An 18422-nucleotide genomic window follows, 5' to 3' on the forward strand; every position below is an offset into this window, starting at 1 on the left:
TCAGGCCGCGGGCGGGGGGTCGGCGGGTGCGGGGGTGTCCTGGGCCGGGGACGGGGCACGCAGTCGGAAGGTGGCTTTCACTTCCCAACCGCCGTTGGGCAGAGGGCCGGTGTGGAGTGCTCCGTCGAGTGCTTCGACCCGTTCGCGCAGGCCGATGAGGCCGAAGCCGCCCTGACCGCCGGCCGGCACAGCGGCGCGTTGGGGGCCTCCGGTGTCGGTGATGCTGAGCTGCAGCCAGGTGCTGTCGGCGTCGAGGCGGACGTCGACCTGGGCGCCGGGGGCGTGCCTGCGCACATTGGTGAGTGCTTCCTGGGCCACGCGGTAGGCGGAGATCTCCACTTCGGGGCTGATGTGGGCGGTACGCGCAGCCGCGGTGGCTTCGAGGCGCGCAGTGGCGGGTGCGAGGCCGGCAGCCGCGGGCGTCGAGTAGCTCGCGGTCAGCTCGGCGAGCTCGCTGAGCAGGTCGCCCGGGCGCACCGCGGTGTGGTTGTCCTCCCTCAGCACGCGGACCAGGCGGCGCATGGATTCCAGTGTCTCGGTGCCGGCCTGCGCGATGTTCCGCAGGATCGGCTCGACCTTGTCGGGTGCGGTGGGGTAGACGGCCGTTGCCGCGTGGGCCTGGACGATGATTCCGGTCATGTGATGGGCGATCAGGTCGTGCAGGTCGCGGGCGAGCGCGAGGCGTTCCGCCTGGCGTACGTCGGTGATGGCCCTGCGCCGCCGCGCTTCCATGGCGCGGAGGGCGCAGCCGAGTGTGATGACGATGGCGAGTAGCACGGTCAGCATGTAGACGCCCGCCACGATGCTCGCCCACGAGCCGGTGCGGAAGGGCAGGACCAGGACGGTCACGCTCAGGGCGGCGGCCGATGCGGCGGCCGCCTTCGGGCGCGCGGTGCGTGCGGCGGTGCGGAGAAGCAGACCCAGCAGGCCCGCGATTTCCAGTGCGCCCACGGAGGACCCGGTCTGGGGGACCGCGACGCAGATGCCGCTCAGCGTCAGTGACATCGCCACCACCATCCAGATGCGTGGCAGCAGCGGCGGCGAGAAGCGTGTGTCGCCCACGGCGAGGATCAGGAGCGGGCCCGTCACCAGGACGGGCAGCCAGTTCGTGGCGGGGTGCCACGGGTCGGGCGCCATGGACAGCAGAGCGACGTCCGCGAACACCGTCAGGGCGAGCGCGAGCAGCGCGCAGACGGTGATGAGGCGTTTGACGGCAGGAGTAAACGGAAGGTCCAGGTCCACGCTGGTCAGCGTAGGTGTACGGATCCCGGTAGCCGTGTCGGCCGAATGACCGACAGGCCCGCGCCGGAACAGTACCTACGGCCGACATCGCAGGGCGTCTTCGCAGGAAACCATGGATTCACCGGCGGCCGGTCCTTCCCCCGAGGCCGACCGCCGGTATCAGCGCCGTCAGTGCCGACGGCGTACATGGCCGGCGGCGCTGCGGCCGGGCCGGTCAGGTGGACGCGGCGCGCCGCTCGGGTCCGGGACCGTCGCACGCGGTGATGTGACCGGACGGCGTGCCGCGCCCTGTGGGGACGGCGGCCGGCACGTGCCGCAGCGCCCGCAGCCCGCACCGGGCGGGCGCTGCGGCACCCCTCACCCCGGCCCAGGAACGGAAGTGCTGAGCGAGGAGCGACGCACCGTTCAAGCCGCGTATGTCCGCCGACCGAGCACCTTCCTTCCCTACGGAGTCACACCCTTATGGCAACTTTCCTGCACAGGATCGGCCGGTTCGCCTTCCGGCGGCGCTGGCTGGTCGTCCTCCTGTGGGCCGTCGTCCTGGGCGCCGTCGGCGCCGGCGCGGCCGGCACCTCCGGTTCGGCCGATTCGAGCTTCACCCTGCCCGGTACGGAGTCCCAGCGCGCCTTCGACCTCCTCGGGGAGAAGTTCCCGGCCGCCAACGCCGAAGGCGCGTCCGCTCGCGTCGTGCTGCGGGCCCCCGACGGTCAGAGGATCAGCAGTGCCGCGAACAAGGCGGCGGCCGAAGCGATCCTGACGGACCTCAGGAACTCCTCGTCCCGCATCGGCCAGGTCAGCGACCCCTTCGTCACGAAGGCGGTCAGCGCGGACGGCACCACCGCCTACGCCCAGGTCAACTACACCGCTGCCGCGGCGGACCTGACCGACGCCGACCACACCGGCATCGACGACGCACTGGCCACGGGCCGGGACGAAGGGCTGACGGTCGAGGCATCCGGTGACGCGCTCGCGGCCCCGGAGGGAGGCCACTCCGCGGAGGCCATCGGCTTCGCCCTCGCCGCCGTCATCATGGTCATGACCTTCGGGTCCCTCATCGCCGCCGGTCTCCCGCTGATCACCGCGCTCGTGGGCGTCGGTGTCAGCACCACGGCCATCACTGCGGTGAGCGCGATCTTCGATCTCAACAGCAACACCTCGGCGCTCGCGTCGATGCTCGGTATCGCCGTCGGAATCGACTACGCGCTGTTCATCGTCTCCCGCTACCGCTCGGAACGGGCGGACGGGTACCACGCGAAGGAAGCCGCGGCGCGGGCCAACGGCACCGCTGGTTCAGCCGTCGTCTTCGCCGGCGTGACCGTCGTCATCGCCCTCGCCGGCCTGGCCGTGGTCAACCTGCCCATGCTCACCGCCATGGGCCTGGCCGCCGCCGGAGCTGTCGTCGTCTCCGTGCTCGTGGCCGTCACCCTGGTGCCGGCGCTGCTGGGGTTCGCCGGGGAGCGGGTCCTGGGCAAAGCCCGTAAGAAGTCCGCACGCACTCCGGCACCGGCCGCGGCTCCCCGGGCGACGATCGGCAACCGCTGGATCGCCTTCGTCCTGCGCAGGCCGGTCAAGGTCCTCGTGTTCGCGGTCGTCGCGCTCGGCGTCGTCGCGCTGCCCGCCACGCAGCTCAAGCTCGGACTGCCGGACGACGGCTCCAGGCCCGCATCCTCCACACAGCGCAAGGCGTACGACATCCTGGCCGACTCCTTCGGCCCCGGCTTCAACGGCCCTCTGACCCTGACCGTCGACGACCCGAGCCCCGACATCGCCCGCAGCACCGCCGCCGGTATGGGCAAGGCCGTCGCCGGTCTCCCGGACGTGGCGTCCGTGTCACCCGCCGCCTTCAACAAGGCCGGTGACACCGCCATCATCACGGTGATTCCCAAGAGCGGGCCGAGCAGCGACGCCACCAAGGAACTCGTCGGCGACATCCGTTCGCTGGCCGCCGGCACCGAGTCGTCCACCGGCGCCCGGTCCATGGTGACCGGCTCCACCGCAATGAACATCGACATCTCCGACAAGTTCAGCGCGGCGATCTTTCCCTATCTGGCGCTCGTCGTCGGCCTGGCGATCCTCGTGCTGATCCTGGTCTTCCGCTCCCTCATGGTCCCCGTGAAGGCAGCGCTCGGCTTCCTCCTGTCGGTCCTGGCCGCGCTCGGTGCGCTCGTCGCCGTCTTCCAGTGGGGCTGGCTCAAGGACCTGGTCGGCCTCGAACAGACCGGCCCGATCATGAGCCTCATGCCGATTCTCATGGTGGGCATCGTGTTCGGTCTCGCAATGGACTACCAGGTGTTCCTGGTGACCCGCATGCGTGAGGCGTACGTCCACGGGGCCGGCGCCCGCACCGCAATCGAGACCGGTTTCAAGCACAGCTCGAAGGTCGTCACGGCCGCAGCCCTCATCATGATCTCCGTGTTCGCCGGCTTCGTCGGAGGCGACGACGCCATGATTAAGTCGCTCGGCTTCGGCCTCGCGATCGCCGTGGCCTTCGACGCCTTCGTCGTCCGCATGACCATCGTGCCCGCCGCCCTGGCACTCCTCGGCCGGCACGCGTGGTCCCTGCCCGTCTGGATCGACCGCATCCTGCCCAACGTCGACATCGAAGGCGAGAAGCTCGCCCGGCACGCACCGGACGAAGTGCGTCAGGCCAAGGACACGACGCCGCAGTACACCAGCCAGTACTGACCCCACCCCAGGTTCGCTGCTCGGCGAAAGGCCTGGAAGTCCGCTCGGCCGTGCCCATCCAGCGAGCCCACACTCCCTTGACGCGTGCGCGATGCGTGAGCGGACGGTCCGGCACAAGGTGTCAACGAACAGGCTCGAGTACGAAGCCATGTGGTGCCGGCCAGGCAGGACGGCACCACACGGCAGGCTCGGGCACCACCCGGCAGAGATCCGATCCCACGCCTGAAGCGGGTGTCACAGGTTCGAATCCTGCCGGGGGCACAGTGCATTACCGCTCCGAACTGGGGTTTCTCCCCCAGGGAGGGGTCTAGCTCGGCCTCGGACTTCTCGTCCGTGGCCGTTTGCGTGAGCGGACGGGGAGTCGCCTTCCCCAATCCGCCTCCACGGATCAGCGTCATCCGGCACGGACTCATCGGCCTCGCCGGGCTCCGGGCGCCCGCTCCAGGCCCGCTCTCCTTGGCGGTCACGCGCGCTCGGGGCACGTCGGGTCTTCCGGCAACGCCCAGATGTCGAGGCGACCCTCCTGTACCGGTCATCCGAGCTCGAAGCATGCGAGCCGGCGTATGACACCTGGGACGAGTGCTTTCCGGCCCAGGGTGCCAGCCGGAGGAATTTCGCACCTACGCTGACAAGCTCGTTGCAAGTGAATGAGAGAACCGACGACGACTCGTGGTTGCAGTGGTTTCTGGAGAGCGAGATTGTCGGCTACGCCTACGGCAACCCCATCCAGCACGGTGACCGCTACCGGCAGCGCACGAGTCCCGCGCCGGCGGAGAAGTACACCGCCGAACGGCCATGGCCCTGACGGAGATCGGCGGCCGGCCTGGCGCAAGACCGCACCGCCCAGCGTATCCATGACGCCCTCCTCGCCACACGCGACGAGCCGTACGTCACGCTCATGGTCAACTCAGCCGCTGGGGACGGAATGGTCCACGCGCTCTACAAACCGTGGAGGTACGAGGGCATCGGCCGGAGCCGGCCGTCACTGGCCTCGCCCGTACTCATCGTGAGGATCCGCGCGATCCGCTGACGGATGTGGCGAGGTCACCCGGCCAGCACGATGGTGTGCGGCGACGGCGCGAGCCGTGCCCGGTAGCGGCGGATCCCCCAACCGCGGTGCTCCAGCTCTGCCGCCACCAGCACCTCTGCCGTGTTCAACCGGTCGGGCACGAGTTCCACCAGCGCGGCCACCGGGTGGTCGCCGACCAACGGGAGTCCCTTGACTCGGCGGAACTCCCACTGCGGATTCGGTTGGGACGCGCCGTGGCCGCGGACGATCCACTCGTCCCTCTCCGGCCCCGCACCCGGCGGCCTCTCCACACCCACGTCCAACAGACCTGCCTTGACTGTGAAGTTCACGCCCATGCCGGAGGCGACGACCGGACGGGTGCGCTCGCCGGGGTCGATCAGCCGCGCGACGGGCCGTGCCCGGCCGTCCGGTGTGGACAGTGCCACACCCAGGGAGGCATGGCGGAACACACCTTTGCCGGCCGGTGTCTCCGGACGGAACGAGCACACCATCACCAGTTGCCGGAACTCACGGTCGGGCGTCGCCCTGACGTAGGACGCCCACTGAGCAGGCACGCCCTCGTGGTCGGCGGGCATCACGTCCCAGCCGAACGTGAGCCTGCCTCGCAGCGGCTCGCCGTCGGCCGGGCTGCCGAGCGTGTGCTCCGGCACGAGCTCGACATCGTGCAAGCGGACCTCGGTCATGCCACGGCTCCCTTGCTCCGACCATGCAGATAGGTGAACGCTCCCCAGTCACGGTAGTGGGGATGCCGCGTGCGGGTGGCGAGTTGGGCCTCGCGGAAGGCGCGCTCCGGGTCCGTGCCCTGCGCGATCCGATGGTGCATGTGGTGGTAGAAGTACGTGGCCGCCTCCGGGCGTACGGGCCACAGGCACCCGACGACGGCCTGCACACCGGCAGTCATCAGTGCCGACGGGATGCCACGAACGTTGTCCGCCCGGTCGAATCGGCCCAGCGCGGACTCGCACGCGGCGAGAGTGACCAGGCGGACACCGCGCAGGTCGACTTCCAGGAAGTCGTAGGCGAAGACCCGGCCATCGTCGTCACGGTCCGGGGAGAGGTAGAGGCAGTGCATCCACGGCGCGTCGTGATCCAGCGTCCCGTGTACGGCGATGTGGACCACGTCTGCCGTGGCCAGTTCGGCGAGCAACCTGTCACGCGTGGCCGCGGGCCCGGTAGCGGCGTCCGCGCCGATCGCGTCGGCAACCTTCCGCGCGTGCTCCTCCAGCGCCGGTTCGGCGTGCAGCCCGTAGGGCACACCGCCGTCGGCGGAGGCCAGCACCGCGGTGCGGCGCGGCCGTACGGGGCCTGCGGCGGGCGTCAGGGCTTCGAGGCCTGCGATGGTGGTGACCGTCCAGTCGTCGGCGATCATCCGGTCTCCGGCGCGGCACAACGGTAACGGAAGGTAGTGCAGCGCGCCGTGCGGCCAGGCCAGGATCCGGTCCTTGCCCTGGGCCCGCCACTTGTCCCACAGTTCGCCGCCGCCTAGTGGCACGTAGCCCGGCTGCCGTAGCAAGTGGGCGCCTTCCGGTGTCACGTCGCCGAACAGCGGGTCGCGTTCGACCTCCGTCCGGATCGCCTCGACCCGGTCCGCCACCGGGTGCCGGTCATTGTTCTCGTCCGGGCCGTCGCCCAGGTGCACGACGAGTTCCCGGCCCTGCCTGGTGACAGCGAGAAGCACGGCCGCGCCGCTCACAGCAGCGGGCAGGAACCAGGTCAGCAGTACGGTCCGGCCGTCCAGTAGTTCCTGCGTCTTCGCCCAGAGACGCTGGTCGTCGACGAGCGGTGCCGAGCGGCGACTCAGCTCATCGTCGATGAGCGACGAGATGCGCCACCGCACATTCCGGGCAATCTGTTGGGTGCCGTGGCCGCCGGGACGGCGGTCGGAGTCCAGTACGTTCAGCGGGTGCGGCGATGCGCCAGACGCACCATGGGAGACGGCGGGCTCCTCCAGGTCGCGCAGCTTGCCGAGAAGGTGCTGGATGTGCGCAGGCAGCGCGATCGGAACCTCGATCCGCCACCATGCGCCCAGCTCCGGTCCCTTGCCCGCCTGGTGCAGACCGAGCATCAGCCCCAGCGGCAGTGCCTCGGAGTCCGCGGTGAGCTGCCAGACCGCCGAGTGCACAAGGTCGCGCAGTACCCCGCCGAGTTCGGGCGCGCGGCTCGTGTCGAAGTTCGGCACGTCCACGATGATCGCGGACAGGGCTGCCTTGAGTTCCTCGCCGTGGAGACTGCCCACCCGCTGCACGAACGGCACCAGGCTCGCCCGCGCCAGTTCCTCGAAGCCGAGCGAGGCGTAGCCGAGTGCCGCGTACGTGTAGTAGCCCCACGGGAACGGCACAGGGCTGGAGACCGGATCGCCCCTCTGGGTCGACTGGTAGTACAGGTCCGCCGTCAGCAGCCTGGCTTCTTCGCTCCGTACGTCTCCCGCCTGCCTCAAGAGGGTTAGTCCCAGCGCCGGTTGCTGTAGGTCGCGGGCGTGTGCGGCCGTATGCAGCAGCGCCGCCGACCGCTGCGTCGGGGTCCAGGATTGCGGGAACGACGCTGCGAGCGGACGGCCGGAACCCGGGCAGTCGGTGGGGTCGTCGGGCAGCACGTGAAGCCGCGCTTCGGCCAACTGCCGGCGGTGGGCAGGGTCCCAGCGGACACCGAGCTGCTCTGCCCAGTCCAGCACGGTGCGCAGCAGCGGCCGGTCGGCGTGCTCCCGGGCCAGGTTGACGCCCTGGCTGATCACCTTCGCGGTTACGTTGCTGCCATGGGCGGCGACGAAGTCGGCCAAGGGCGAACCGAACACCGCCCTGGGCAACCCGTCGATCAAGCCCGGGGGGACCCTGTCCGCCACCCTGAGCAGGAACAGGGCGACATCCGGATCGTCGGCGGTGGACGAATCGAGCCATGCCGAAAGCGCACCGCCGACGGCATCCCGGTGAACTTCCTCCTCTTCCGACAGGATCTGCGCCAACGACGCCAGGAGCCGGGGCCTTCGCGTCCCGCCGTCCAGCTCCAGCGCGCGCACCACCAGATGTCCCGCCTCCGCCACCAACCGGTGGGACTCGGCTTGGAAGGGCTCCTCGTCGGTGAACCACGTGCGGTACAGGTCCGCGTCCAGCCGAGCGGACCAGACGGTACGTATCCCGCAGGCGTAGTGGTCAGCGCCTAGATCCTCCGGTCCCCGGGTGGCCATGCGCAGCCGGACGGCGGCGAGCAACGCTGCTTCCAGTTCGACGGGATCGCTCAGCTTGTCGATCAGCCGTGACACCACCGCGTCGGCTTCCTCGAACACCGCGCGATCGCACCGGTCCGCCACCAGGTGGACTGCCGACTCGACGGTACGGAGCGCCGCGTCCCGCCAGGCGGCCTCCGCCCCGCAGGCGTCGGCGACTTCGGCGACCAGCCTCCAGTAGACGTACATGACCTCGACCAGACCGCGGTGGTTGAGGAAATCGTCCCGGAGCAGCAGTTCCACCATCGCCTCGGCGGGCAGCGCTCGGTCCGAGTGATCCGCCAGGGCTTGTCGCGTCTTCTCCAGTTCGCGTGCCTGTTGCTTCGCCTGGGGCAACGACAGGATCCGGTCGCACGCGTAATGTGCCAGCTCCATCAGCGTGCCGACCGGGTCGATGAGGAACCTCACCGTCGGCGCACCGTCCTCCTCATCACGCTCATCACGCGGTTCGTAGCCCGGCCTGCCGAAGCGCACGGGGCCGGCACACACCATCCCCTGCCGCGTTTCGAGGTCGAGCGCGCCGATCGGATCGTCCATCGCAGGCAACACGTGGGAGACGACCAGCATGACCGAGCCCGAGGCGATCGCCGTCTCCCGCCAGCCCAGCGGCTCTTCCAGGCGGAGGTCGTGCACAAAGTACGCACCGTCCGGGCTGAGGACGGACAGCATGCCTCCGTCATCCCGCGTGACACACCACCTCTGGTCGACAGGATGACCGAAAGGCAACTCGTTCAGCGAGAGGAGTACCGGGAGGCGCCACCAGCCGTTCGCGCGGGTGAACAGGCTGCCTCCGGCCCCGGCACCGGCAGTGAACGGACTGATACCGGTCAGCCCTACTGCCAGTCCGGCATGCCGAACACCGTCCACCTCACCTATGAACGCCCACCCAGTGATGTCCCGCGACAGCCGCACGCCGTTCCCCCTCGCGCCAACCGGTCATCAGCGGGTTCAACCATGGCACGACCCTGGTCAGACCTGGTTGCCCCCGGCCCCGCGATGAGGACCTCGAGTGCAGCAGTGCGCTCACCCAACAGGCTGCGAGCCACCCGCGCATCCGGCTCATCCTTGGCGCGCGGATCCGTGAGCACAGAGAAGCCACAGTCCGGTGCCAACGGACGCGTCGACCCCGCACTTGCGGACGCCACAACACCGTGTGTTCGATCGGCCGCACAGCGTATCGCGATCAGCTCCAGAGCGGCACAGTGCACACCTTCTCCCCCGTGCCCTCTTCCGGCATACCGAGCCCGCCATCTGAATCACGCCACAATTAGTCACCCATCCGTGCGACCCGGCCGGGTTCCCGAAGACGTCGGTAACGGTGCCGTCACTCATGGAGGCGACGAAGAGCCGGATCTGTACGAGATGGATCCCATCGCCTTCGAAGCGCTGGTCGCCGATCTATTCCGGGCCATGGGCATGCAGGCCGTGACCACACAGCGCTCGAACGACGGGGGCGTGGACGTCGATGCGCTGGACCCGACCCCGATTCGCGGCGGCAAGATCGTCGTACAGGTCAAGCGCTACCGCAACACCGTGCCGCCGACAGCCGTCCGCGACTTGTACGGCACCGTCCAGGACGCCGGCGCCAACAAGGGTGTGCTGGTCACGACGTCCGCATTCGGCCCCGGCTCGCACACCTTCGCCAACGGTAAGCCCTTGGAACTGGTGGCAGGCTCCGAACTGGTCGACCTGCTGCACCGCCACGGGCTGCGCGGGCGACTGGGCAACGGCGAACGCTCGGTGCCTGCCCAGAGACCAGCATCGGACAGCGAGCCCGGCACGGACGACCACAACGTGCTGGGCATGTACTGGTCGGGCAACGTCGCCTTGGACGTGTGCGCGCTGATCTGCCAGGGCAACCGCGTCCTGGACGACGACCACTTCGTCTTCTTCAACAATCCCCGGACACCCGACGGCACGGTCCGCGCGCTCATCCCCGTCACGCCGGACAGAGCTGCGATCCAAGTCTCCTTCGATGCGTTACCGACGCGCGCTGACCGTCTCGTCATCATCGCCGCGGTCGATCCTGTCGCCAATTCCGCGGCCGACTTGTCCGGCTTCACCGACGCCGGAATCCGGCTGCTGGACGCCGAGAGAACCCCACTCGACCAGTTGGAAGTCCCAGACGGCCGCACCGGCGAAACCGCCCTCGTGCTGGGGTCCTTCCACCGCCGCGCGAACGGCGACTGGGAGTTCGTCAGCGGAGGTAAGGGATACCCAGGCGGCTTGGAAGAACTGGTCCAGGAGTACGGCATCGACATGACGCGGGAGCGTGTGTCCCTCTCGCTGAAGGCGCTGCAAGAAGATCCGATGCAGGAGCTCGTGCAGCACGTGGGCCGGATCGTCACCGGCCTCGTCACCAAGCTCGCACCGTTCGGCGCCTTCGTCCGCATCGAAGACCGCGATGACGGCTTCGAGGGACTGGTTCACATCTCCGAACTCTCCGCGAGGCACGTGGAAAGGCCCGAGGATGTCGTCCAGGTCGGGGACACGCTGGCAGTGATGATTCTCCTCGTCGATCCGACGCGGCGCCAGATCCTCCTGTCGCACAAGCAGGCACTTGCGGGCGACGGCGTCGGACCCTCAGATCCCCACTGATCGCCCAGTCGTTGCCCACACGGAGTTGCCCACACGGACCGGATTCGGCACACATGCGGCCGGGAGCCCCGCGAACACGTGAAGAACCACGGGGGAAGTGTCCCGAGGCCCTGAACACACCCGCTCCTGCCCGCTCCGCGGAGTGTGGGTCGAAGGCGGACGTGATGGGAGCCGGGGCGAGTGGTGGGATCGGGAGGTGGGTCGCCGGTACATGTCAGGCACCCCACGACGTGACGTGAGCACGTAGGTAATCGGCGAGTTCAATCGGTTGAAGTTCCAGCGCTTCCACGGCTGACACGTCCAGTGCGACTCGGATTGGCGAGAAGTCCCCTACGTCGGGATCCTCCATCTCAGGGCCGTTACGGCGGCCCAGATCCATGTCCAACACGTCGGCCCGGAAGTAGTGCTGCACGACAGTGACCTTCTCACCTGGTTCGGTCACTGTCAGGAACTCGGCGGCAGGGCCGATCGTGGCGCCGATCTCCTCCATCACTTCGCGCCGTAGGGCCGCTTCGAGATCCGCGTCGTCGGGTTCGACGCCTCCGCCGACAGTGGTGTAGTACGAAGGTCCATCTGGCCATCCGTCGCCGCAGGAACACCAGATGATCGCCATCGAGCAGAACCGCGCGAACATTGCGCCGGGTCTTCATGCTCGCGACGATAGCCCGTTCGGCCCCACGGGAATCACGGATTGCCGGCTTGGAGCCGCAAAGGGCCCGACGCGAATGGCGTGACGCTGAAGCAGGCTCCAGATGTGTCCAGTCGTGCGCGATCGAGCGGGAGCCTGCGGGAGCAACGGTCACTCCTGGACAGCGCGCAGCCAAACGGCCCCCGACCGATTCACCCGGTCAGGGGCCGTTCATCTGCGGTGGGTGTGGGCTTCGCACCTACGGTGACATCGCTGGCGCGACGGTTTTCAGGAGCGCTGTCGAGTCGTCGAGTCGGCCCTCGTTGTCACGGAGGCGATCACGGCGGAAGCGACGCCGGTCGCGACGAGGCTCCCCACCATGATCATCAGCACGCCGACCATGAACAGGCCGCTGGAGTCGTCCGACCAGTCGTAATAGGCGGCAACGGTCAGACCGGCCGGGACGCCGAGCACGGCGCCTGCGATGTAGCGCCGGGATGCCGCCCAGTACACCGGCGCCAGCAGGGTCAGCACCAGCCCGATCACCTGCCACGCCTCGTACGGGCCGGTCTCCGAACCGTCAGGTTGCACGTCGCGGTGCTGGTCCCAGCCCAGCCAGGCAGCCCATACCGCTAGCGCAATCACAGCCAGCGCGAGTATCGCCATCAGCTGGGGAACGAGTTTGAGAGGTCGTTGTGGCATGACTCAAGCGTTCCGGCTCTCCTACGAACCGGCCAGAGTCCACGTACTCACGTCTGATTGAGTAATACGGTTCGGATCCCGTGCCATGCCATGCCGTGCCGCGCCCTGCCCTGCCCTGCCGGGAGTTGCCGCACAGATGGTCGTACGCGACCCCGCTTACGAGGAAGGCGTGTTGTCCGCTGCCGCGTGAACGAGGTCGTCGTGGATCTCCTTGAGCACCCCGTGCAGTGACTCCCAGGGAAAGGGATCGGCCTGATCGGCCGGCAGTACGCGAACACCCCACTCGCGCAGGGACCGCAGGGCAGGTTCGTACAGCGGATGCCCCGCCAGACCGGAGTTCGTCCACGGCACCACGACCACCGGGATCCGAGCCCCTACAGCCTCGGCGGTCACCGTGAGGCCTAGTGTGTCCGCGATGCCCGCGGCGAGCTTGGTGATCGTGTTGAACGTTGCCGGTGCGACGACGACCGCGTCTGCCTTCGGCAGTGGCACGGGGTCATCCGGGTCGATGTCCCAGCGCACCGCCTGCCCAGAGCGCTGCTCGGCATGGTCGATTTCCAGGAACCGCCGCCCCGCCGGGCTGGGGACGATGTACGGATCCCATCCGGCCGCCCGCAGCGCGGAGGCGAAGTCGGGGAGATCCCCGGTGGGGCGTGTTCCACAGCCCACAAGATGTACCACTGGACGCATACGAAATCTCTCCCTCTGTCGGCGTCGATCCTGCCATCAGGACCGCTTGCCCGGCCTCGGGTTTCGTGAGCGTGCTCGTCCATGGCTTGATCGATTGAGCGGATAGCGCTCCTGGCCGGCAACGGAACGTGGGACGCGTCCAGGGCCCTGTCGGCTGTGCGGAAAGCCCGGTTCCTCAAACCCCTGCGGCAAAGCCGGCGGACAGTGATCCGTTCCGGCTCCGCCGTGCAGCGGGAGGTGGCTCAGCGGTGGCTGTACTTGCCGTGGTCCGCCTTGTGCTCCCAGTCCTTCTTGTCCTCGTGCTTCATGCCGCCGTCGTGGTGCTGCTGACGTCCGTGGCCGCCGTTGACGCAGGTGTTGCCGGCGGCCGGGTTGAGCAGTGCGAGTACGTTGACGGAGTTGCCGCACGCGTTGATCGGGATGCTGATGGGGATCTGCACCACGTTGCCGGACAGCACGCCCGGCGAACCGTAGGCCACGCCCTGCGCGCCCGAGTCGGCACTGGCCGTACCGGCGCCGGCGAACGCCAGCGCACCGGCAGCGACGGTCAGTACGACCGCATTTCCTAGCCTGAACATGGAACCTCCACGAAGAACGAATGCCGCCGCAACCGAGGCGGCGAGCTCCGTCCCACGATGCGCGCCCATCCCCGCACAGCCCCCAGGCGCGCCCAGGCACCGATCGCGATCCCACGAATGGCCGTCGTTCCATGGAGAGTTGATCATCGCGGCGCGTTGCCGGTCCTTCTCACCACGGACACGGGGGGACTGAGATTGCGCCGCCCCCTGCGTCGTCGCTTCACTCGGCGGAGTGGAGTCGGCCGCCCACGGGAGGTACTTCGGCCTCGCCTTCCTTCGGTCCCGGTGTCGTCTGCCCAACGATGAGCGCATGTCACTGACCAGTCTGCGTTCACTGGCCCGCCGCGTGGTTCCCACGCTGCTGGTCGCCCAAGTCGTCCTCCTTCCCCTTCAGCCCGCCTCTGCCGCCGCACATGTGACACACCCGTGCCGGTCGCTCGCCGGCTGCGGTTCGGTCATCGTCGCCCCTGTCTCCCAGGCCGCTCCGGACCACGGCGACTGCACCAGCCCGGAACCGGTCGTATGCCTGATCCGGAGCGAGACTCCGCAGGAGCGCGAGATCGCCCGCGATCAGCGGATGCGCTATCACGACCTCCTGGAGGACATGGAGCGCGAGGAGTGCACGATGCGCGCCGAAGGGCGCTCGGAGGAGGACATCGCCCGCACCCTGGTCCAGATGCGCAACGACGCCAAGGACGTCATCCGCGCCGGCATGTCCCCGGAACAGGTCGCGGAACTGGAGGCACGCAACCAGAAGAAGTACGGCAACCCGCTCGGCCCGACAGCGGACCAGCTCTACATGAAGTACGGCTCCTGGGAGAAGGTCACCGAAGCCGCCACGCGTTCGAGCGCGGCCGTGGACCACGAACTCGGTCTGGAATTCCGCCACTGCTCCTGTGAAGTGCTCCAGGCCGCATGACTCGGCCACGGCCCCGTGGCCTCACCGCTTGTGTGGTGAGGCCACGGGGCCGTCCACGTCAGGGACGGCCCCGGCCGGTTCGGGCGGTCAGTTCGGGGCAGCCGGGGCTGCCCCGGTCTCGATCGGCGGGCGCTTGACGAGCAGCACGATGATGAGGACGACCTGAAGCAGGATGATGAGGACCATGCCCAAGGCGGCCTGGGGCTGATCGCCGACCAGGTTGGAGATCAGGCTGGTGTCCCAGAGGCCGTGGACGAGCATCGGCAGCAGGATGACGCCGCCGACGCGGAGGCACAGGTAGAAGAAGTAGCCCGAGGTGGAGACGACGAGAGCCTGGACAATGGCCTGCGCTCCCTGGCCGAAGGCGTTGGTGACGTGTACGAGGCCGAAGACGAGCGAGGAGTAGAGGGCGACCTTGCCCTCGGTGAATCCGGCCCGGCGGAAGACGTGGACGCCGATACCGCGGAACATGAGCTCCTCGCCGACGCCGACGAACAGCCCGAGCAGGAGCAGGCAGGCCACGAGAGAGATGCTCTGATCGGCGAGGTGGCCGTAGTTCAGGGCGATCAGGGCGACGGCGATCATCGAGATCGGCACCCAGCGCACCCAGCGCCGTACGGGGGCTCGGTAGCGCAGGACCTCGCCCCACCAGCCGAGCCAGGTCACGACGGCGGCCGCGAACACGATCGACGCCCCGATCGGGATCAGCGCGTTGCGCACCAGGGACTCGGTGGTGGGGAACTGGCTGTCGGAGTAGCTGGTGTCCACGCCGATCAGGTATCCGAGGCCCTGGATGATGCCCGCGTACACGACCACCACCGCCAGGAACCAAGGCCATGACAGCCTGCGTCCCGCCCGGCCGTCCTGTATCGAGTCCGTCCCGCCCCGCACGGGGTCCGTCCTGTCCTGCACCGGGTCCGTCCTGTCCTGCACCAGGTCCTCCTGCTTTCGTCCGGCGGCGAGATCCCCGCCTGCCGGGCCTGCCGCAGCCTCCCAGAAGGATCCCATACGGAATCGAACAAACTTCACTTACCCCTCAATCCATCCGGACAAGGGGACAGTCGGGCATTCCTCCGGCGCCTCAGCCGTCGCGCCGGTCGTCGCCGTCAGCGGCGGCGACGACGACTACGACGCTCAGGTCCGGCCACGACGCGGCCCACGGCGCCGGGTCCTCCGCCACCGGACCGGCCCCCGCACGCAGGACCTCGGCCGGGCGGAAGTGGACCACCGTCCCCGTCGTGCCGTCGTCCGCCACGGGTTCCAGGCCGGTGACGGGGATGCCGTGTTCGTAGCGCTGGGTCCATGAGCCGTTCCGGCGGCGGTTGGTGTGGACGAGCCATTCGCTGAGTGCCGCGACGACGGACATACCCCGGCGCGGATGCCCGTCCGGCAGCGTCTGCGGCTGGGTCCCGACCTGGGGCTCGGCCTGGGGCTCGGCCTCGGTCCGCGCCTCGGTCTCGGGCCGGGGGGAGTCGAAGAACCGCAGGTCCTTCGTGGCCATGACCGGTTTCCTCACGCCCCGGCCCCGGCCGTCGATCCGGGTGTCCGTGCCCCGCCCGTCGTCCGCCACGGACACCGAACCGTCCGGGTGCAGCGTGACGACGGCTCGTCCCCCGCCGGTGCACTCCGCCTCGTCGGCGGCATAGGCGAGGACCTCGAGGACCAGATGGCCGGGACCGCCGGGAGCGAACGCGGCGGGATACCGCCGGATGCCCGCAAGGTGATCATGGTCCACGACGCTTGCCCAGTCGTGTGTCGTATTGCGCCAGGAGGCCGGGGAGGTGTCCATCGCAGCAGTATCCCCGTGGCCGGCGGGCGCCTCGGCGGCAGGTGACCTTCCGCTGCGCGGCCGCGTGATGCGCGCCCACCCGTGCCGCGCTGCCCCGGTCCCGGCCCCGGTCGATCAACTGCACCGCAAACGTGTCGCCCTTGACCGGGTAACTGTTCACGTCGACCGCGCTGCCCCGGTGCGCGCCCTGGCGTACGGCGAAGCCCCGGTACGCAGAGTCCGCGTCCTCCGGGTCGGAGAGCACCCGGTAGACGGTGGGGTTGCCGGCGACCATGCGAGGGCCGGATTTCCACAGGGAGAGCTCGTGCGGAAAAATGCCCCGCCCGCAGACGTCAGGCCCCAGGCGCCACGCCCCAGGCATCCGGCCCCAGCCATCAGGCCCCACCCCTCAGCAGGCGAGGCCGGACGTCAGCGCAGCTCGTCCGGGCAGGGGGTGCCGGGCGACAACTGGTACGGCGCACCCAGCCGGTACACGCCGGGGTGCGGAGCCAGCAGTTCCGTCCACTCGTCGCCGTCCTCGTCCTCGTCCATCTTGATCAGGCAGCCGTTGGTGTTGACGAATGTCTTCGGGGTGTTCTCGTCCGCACGCCGCTTGGACTCCTCGGTCTCCTGAGGCCGTTCCAGGCTGTTGCCCTCCTCGTCGACCACGGCGAGCCAGCGCGAGTACGGAATACGGATCAGCACCCGGCCCGCCTTCTTCACATGGATGGTCAGCTCCCCCGCGCCCGCCCGGTCCACCGTCGCCGGCGGATCGGCCAGCGGTACCGGACTGTCGACCGAGAAGAGCCGCCAGTTGCCGTTGGCCCAGATCTCCTTCAGGTACGGCTGCCCCTTGGCGACCAGCTCCGCCTCCTGGACCGCACCGCTGGAGTCCGGGTCGCCCTTCGGCAGCACCACGTAGTGCACGGCCCAGCGGTCGAGCCACTGGCGGTAGTTGATCGGGTTCAGGGTGTCGTCGTAGAAGAGGGGATTGCGCTCCATGTCGGCCTGCCGGTTCCAGCCGCGTGCCAGATTGACGTACGGCATCATCGCGGAAGCCTCCCGGTGGCTGCTCGGCGGAACCACCTCGACCCGGCCCTTGTCCGCACCGACCTTCTGCAGCTGATCGACCAGCGGAGCCAGTTCGCGCGCCCAGGCGGCGTCGGGCGCGGTCCGGACGATGTCGTCGATGCCCTTGTACCCGATCCAGAAGTTCAGTCCGACGAACGCGATGACCAGTGCGTACCACTTACGGGAGCGGGGCACCGTGTACGGCAGCGCGGCCAGCAGCGCCACGCCGGCGAACAGCATCGCCATCCGCGACACGTTCGAGCCGATCTGCGAGTCCACCACATATGTCAGCAGCGTCCCGATCCCGTACACGGCGGCCGCGGTGCGCACCGTCTTCCAGTCGCCCGGCACAAGGAAGAAGACGAGAACGGCGAAGATGAACGGCCCCGACAGCGTCGCGATCGACATCGGCTGCGTACCGGAGAACGGGAACAGCCACGCGGACAGCGCCACCACCGCGACGGGCGCCAGCCCCAGGGCGTACGCACCGGGCCGCCGCTTGTTCAGGAACAGCGCGGCCGCGATCACACCGAGGAAGAGTCCGGCCACCGGGCTGCCGGCCGTCGCGAGCGCGGCGAGGGGTGCGGCGACGGCCGCCTTCGCCCAGCGCTTGTACCGCCAGCGGTGCGGCCAGCAGAACACCGCCGCCGCCGCGCCGACCGCGAACATCATGCCGAGCCCGAACGTCACCCGGCCCGACAGCGCGTTGCACAGAAACGCGAAGACGCCGGCGAGCGAGCAGGCGAGCGGATTGCGGACCGCCTTCACCCGGTACAGGATCAGCGCGGTCAGCCCCGCCGAGACGGTTCCGGCGATCATCATCGTCGTGCGGACGCCGAGCACCGACATCAGATAGGGCGAGACCACGCTGTACGAGACGGGGTGCATGCCCCCGTACCAGGCGAGGTTGTACGCGGTGCCGGGGTGCCTGCCGACGAACTCGGCCCAGGCGTCCTGGGCCGCGATGTCGCCGCCGCTGTTCGCGAAGAAGAAGAACCAGAGGATGTGGGTGGCCGCGGCGATCGCGGTCACCAGCAGGACCGGATGCCGCAGGCAGCGCTCCTTGAGACCGCCGAACCGGCCGGACCCGCTCGGCGCCTGTGCCCCGTCCGGTGCCTGCGTCCCGTCCGAGGGCTTCGTGGAGCGCGCCGAGGCGCTGTCGCTCTTCGCCCGTGTCGGCTCGGCAGTGGTCACTGCGGCTCTCCCCGTCCCTCCCCGGACGCGTTGGAATCGCCGGCTTTCCCGCTCGGGTCTCATGGGCCGGAAGACGCGTTCCGGGGTCCACGCGTTG

General features: G+C 69.1%; 13 protein-coding genes and 3 pseudogenes. 5 read left to right on the forward strand and 11 right to left on the reverse strand.

Annotated elements, in window-relative coordinates:
- Positions 1–1242, reverse strand: coding sequence for a sensor histidine kinase (locus tag OG782_RS15090; protein ID WP_406451166.1), 1242 nt, complete (start codon positions 1240–1242; stop codon positions 1–3).
- Positions 1243–1704: 462 nt separating this feature from the next.
- On the opposite strand from OG782_RS15090, the gene OG782_RS15095 reads away from it, so the two are divergent.
- Both OG782_RS15095 and OG782_RS15100 read left to right on the forward strand, forming a co-directional pair.
- The gene (locus tag OG782_RS15095) at positions 1705–3927 is read left to right on the forward strand and encodes an MMPL family transporter (RefSeq protein WP_406451168.1); all 2223 of its coding nucleotides are present in this window, start codon (positions 1705–1707) and stop codon (positions 3925–3927) included.
- A 697-nt stretch (positions 3928–4624) separates the two neighbouring features.
- Positions 4625–4957, forward strand: a pseudogene (locus OG782_RS15100) (GNAT family N-acetyltransferase); the annotation flags it as partial.
- A 14-nt stretch (positions 4958–4971) separates the two neighbouring features.
- Here OG782_RS15100 and OG782_RS15105 read toward each other — a convergent pair.
- Both OG782_RS15105 and OG782_RS15110 read right to left on the reverse strand, forming a co-directional pair.
- On the reverse strand, positions 4972–5640 hold the full coding sequence (locus tag OG782_RS15105; RefSeq protein ID WP_406451170.1) for a hypothetical protein: 669 nt from the start codon (positions 5638–5640) through the stop codon (positions 4972–4974).
- Entirely contained in the window at positions 5637–8846 is a 3210-nt protein-coding gene (locus OG782_RS15110; RefSeq protein WP_406451172.1) for a CHAT domain-containing protein, read from the reverse strand. Before OG782_RS15110 ends, OG782_RS15105 begins: the two co-directional genes overlap by 4 nt.
- Positions 8847–9455: 609 nt before the next feature.
- Between OG782_RS15110 and OG782_RS15115 the strand changes: the two are divergent.
- Both OG782_RS15115 and OG782_RS15120 read left to right on the forward strand, forming a co-directional pair.
- Positions 9456–10439, forward strand: a pseudogene (locus OG782_RS15115) (restriction endonuclease); the annotation flags it as partial.
- Between the two features lie 48 nt (positions 10440–10487).
- Positions 10488–10775 (forward strand): S1 RNA-binding domain-containing protein, encoded by a 288-nt coding sequence (locus OG782_RS15120; RefSeq protein WP_406459085.1) that lies wholly within the window; start codon positions 10488–10490, stop codon positions 10773–10775.
- Between the two features lie 214 nt (positions 10776–10989).
- Here OG782_RS15120 and OG782_RS15125 read toward each other — a convergent pair whose 3' ends face one another.
- The 4 genes from OG782_RS15125 to OG782_RS15140 all read right to left on the reverse strand — a co-directional run bounded on the left by OG782_RS15125 (position 10990) and on the right by OG782_RS15140 (position 13373).
- The gene (locus OG782_RS15125) at positions 10990–11388 is read right to left on the reverse strand and encodes an NUDIX domain-containing protein (protein WP_406451174.1); all 399 of its coding nucleotides are present in this window, start codon (positions 11386–11388) and stop codon (positions 10990–10992) included.
- 303 nt (positions 11389–11691) lie between these two features.
- A complete protein-coding gene (locus OG782_RS15130; RefSeq protein ID WP_406451176.1) occupies positions 11692–12105 on the reverse strand; it encodes a hypothetical protein in 414 nt (137 codons plus the stop codon).
- A gap of 156 nt (positions 12106–12261) precedes the next feature.
- Complete coding sequence (locus tag OG782_RS15135; protein WP_406451178.1) at positions 12262–12795, reverse strand: flavoprotein; 534 nt, start codon at positions 12793–12795, stop codon at positions 12262–12264.
- Positions 12796–13037: 242 nt separating this feature from the next.
- Positions 13038–13373 (reverse strand): chaplin, encoded by a 336-nt coding sequence (locus OG782_RS15140; RefSeq protein ID WP_406451180.1) that lies wholly within the window; start codon positions 13371–13373, stop codon positions 13038–13040.
- 310 nt (positions 13374–13683) lie between these two features.
- Here OG782_RS15140 and OG782_RS15145 point away from each other — a divergent pair, with 310 nt between their 5' ends.
- Positions 13684–14292, forward strand: a complete 609-nt coding sequence (locus OG782_RS15145) for a hypothetical protein (protein WP_406451182.1) — start codon at positions 13684–13686, stop codon at positions 14290–14292.
- An 87-nt stretch (positions 14293–14379) separates the two neighbouring features.
- On the opposite strand, the gene OG782_RS15150 is transcribed toward OG782_RS15145, so the two are convergent.
- The 4 genes and pseudogenes from OG782_RS15150 to OG782_RS15165 all read right to left on the reverse strand — a co-directional run bounded on the left by OG782_RS15150 (position 14380) and on the right by OG782_RS15165 (position 18325).
- Positions 14380–15225 (reverse strand): CPBP family intramembrane glutamic endopeptidase, encoded by an 846-nt coding sequence (locus OG782_RS15150; protein ID WP_406451184.1) that lies wholly within the window; start codon positions 15223–15225, stop codon positions 14380–14382.
- 148 nt (positions 15226–15373) lie between these two features.
- Positions 15374–16081: an ATP-binding protein gene (locus OG782_RS15155; RefSeq protein WP_406451186.1), complete on the reverse strand. Its 708-nt coding sequence runs from the start codon at positions 16079–16081 to the stop codon at positions 15374–15376.
- Positions 16082–16118: 37 nt separating this feature from the next.
- Positions 16119–16352: pseudogene (locus OG782_RS15160) on the reverse strand (adhesin); the annotation flags it as partial.
- Between the two features lie 137 nt (positions 16353–16489).
- Entirely contained in the window at positions 16490–18325 is a 1836-nt protein-coding gene (locus OG782_RS15165; RefSeq protein ID WP_406451188.1) for an MFS transporter, read from the reverse strand.
- Between the last annotated feature and the right edge of the window lie 97 nt (positions 18326–18422).

The organism is Streptomyces sp. NBC_00876 (genome assembly GCF_045207435.1).
Taxonomy (GTDB): Bacteria; Actinomycetota; Actinomycetes; order Streptomycetales; family Streptomycetaceae; genus Streptomyces.

Bases quoted from the DNA above. Each gene is read 5' to 3' on its own strand.
- OG782_RS15125 (WP_406451174.1), bottom strand. From the start codon at position 11,388: ATGGCGATCATCTGGTGTTCCTGCGGCGACGGATGGCCAGATGGACCT.
- OG782_RS15130 (WP_406451176.1), bottom strand. From the start codon at position 12,105: ATGCCACAACGACCTCTCAAACTCGTTCCCCAGCTGATGGCGATACTC.
- OG782_RS15155 (WP_406451186.1), bottom strand. From the start codon at position 16,081: ATGGACACCTCCCCGGCCTCCTGGCGCAATACGACACACGACTGGGCA.
- OG782_RS15095 (WP_406451168.1), top strand. From the start codon at position 1,705: ATGGCAACTTTCCTGCACAGGATCGGCCGGTTCGCCTTCCGGCGGCGC.
- OG782_RS15105 (WP_406451170.1), bottom strand. From the start codon at position 5,640: ATGACCGAGGTCCGCTTGCACGATGTCGAGCTCGTGCCGGAGCACACG.
- OG782_RS15135 (WP_406451178.1), bottom strand. From the start codon at position 12,795: ATGCGTCCAGTGGTACATCTTGTGGGCTGTGGAACACGCCCCACCGGG.
- OG782_RS15110 (WP_406451172.1), bottom strand. From the start codon at position 8,846: ATGCTGTCCGTCCTCAGCCCGGACGGTGCGTACTTTGTGCACGACCTC.
- OG782_RS15120 (WP_406459085.1), top strand. From the start codon at position 10,488: ATGCAGGAGCTCGTGCAGCACGTGGGCCGGATCGTCACCGGCCTCGTC.
- OG782_RS15140 (WP_406451180.1), bottom strand. From the start codon at position 13,373: ATGTTCAGGCTAGGAAATGCGGTCGTACTGACCGTCGCTGCCGGTGCG.
- OG782_RS15145 (WP_406451182.1), top strand. From the start codon at position 13,684: ATGTCACTGACCAGTCTGCGTTCACTGGCCCGCCGCGTGGTTCCCACG.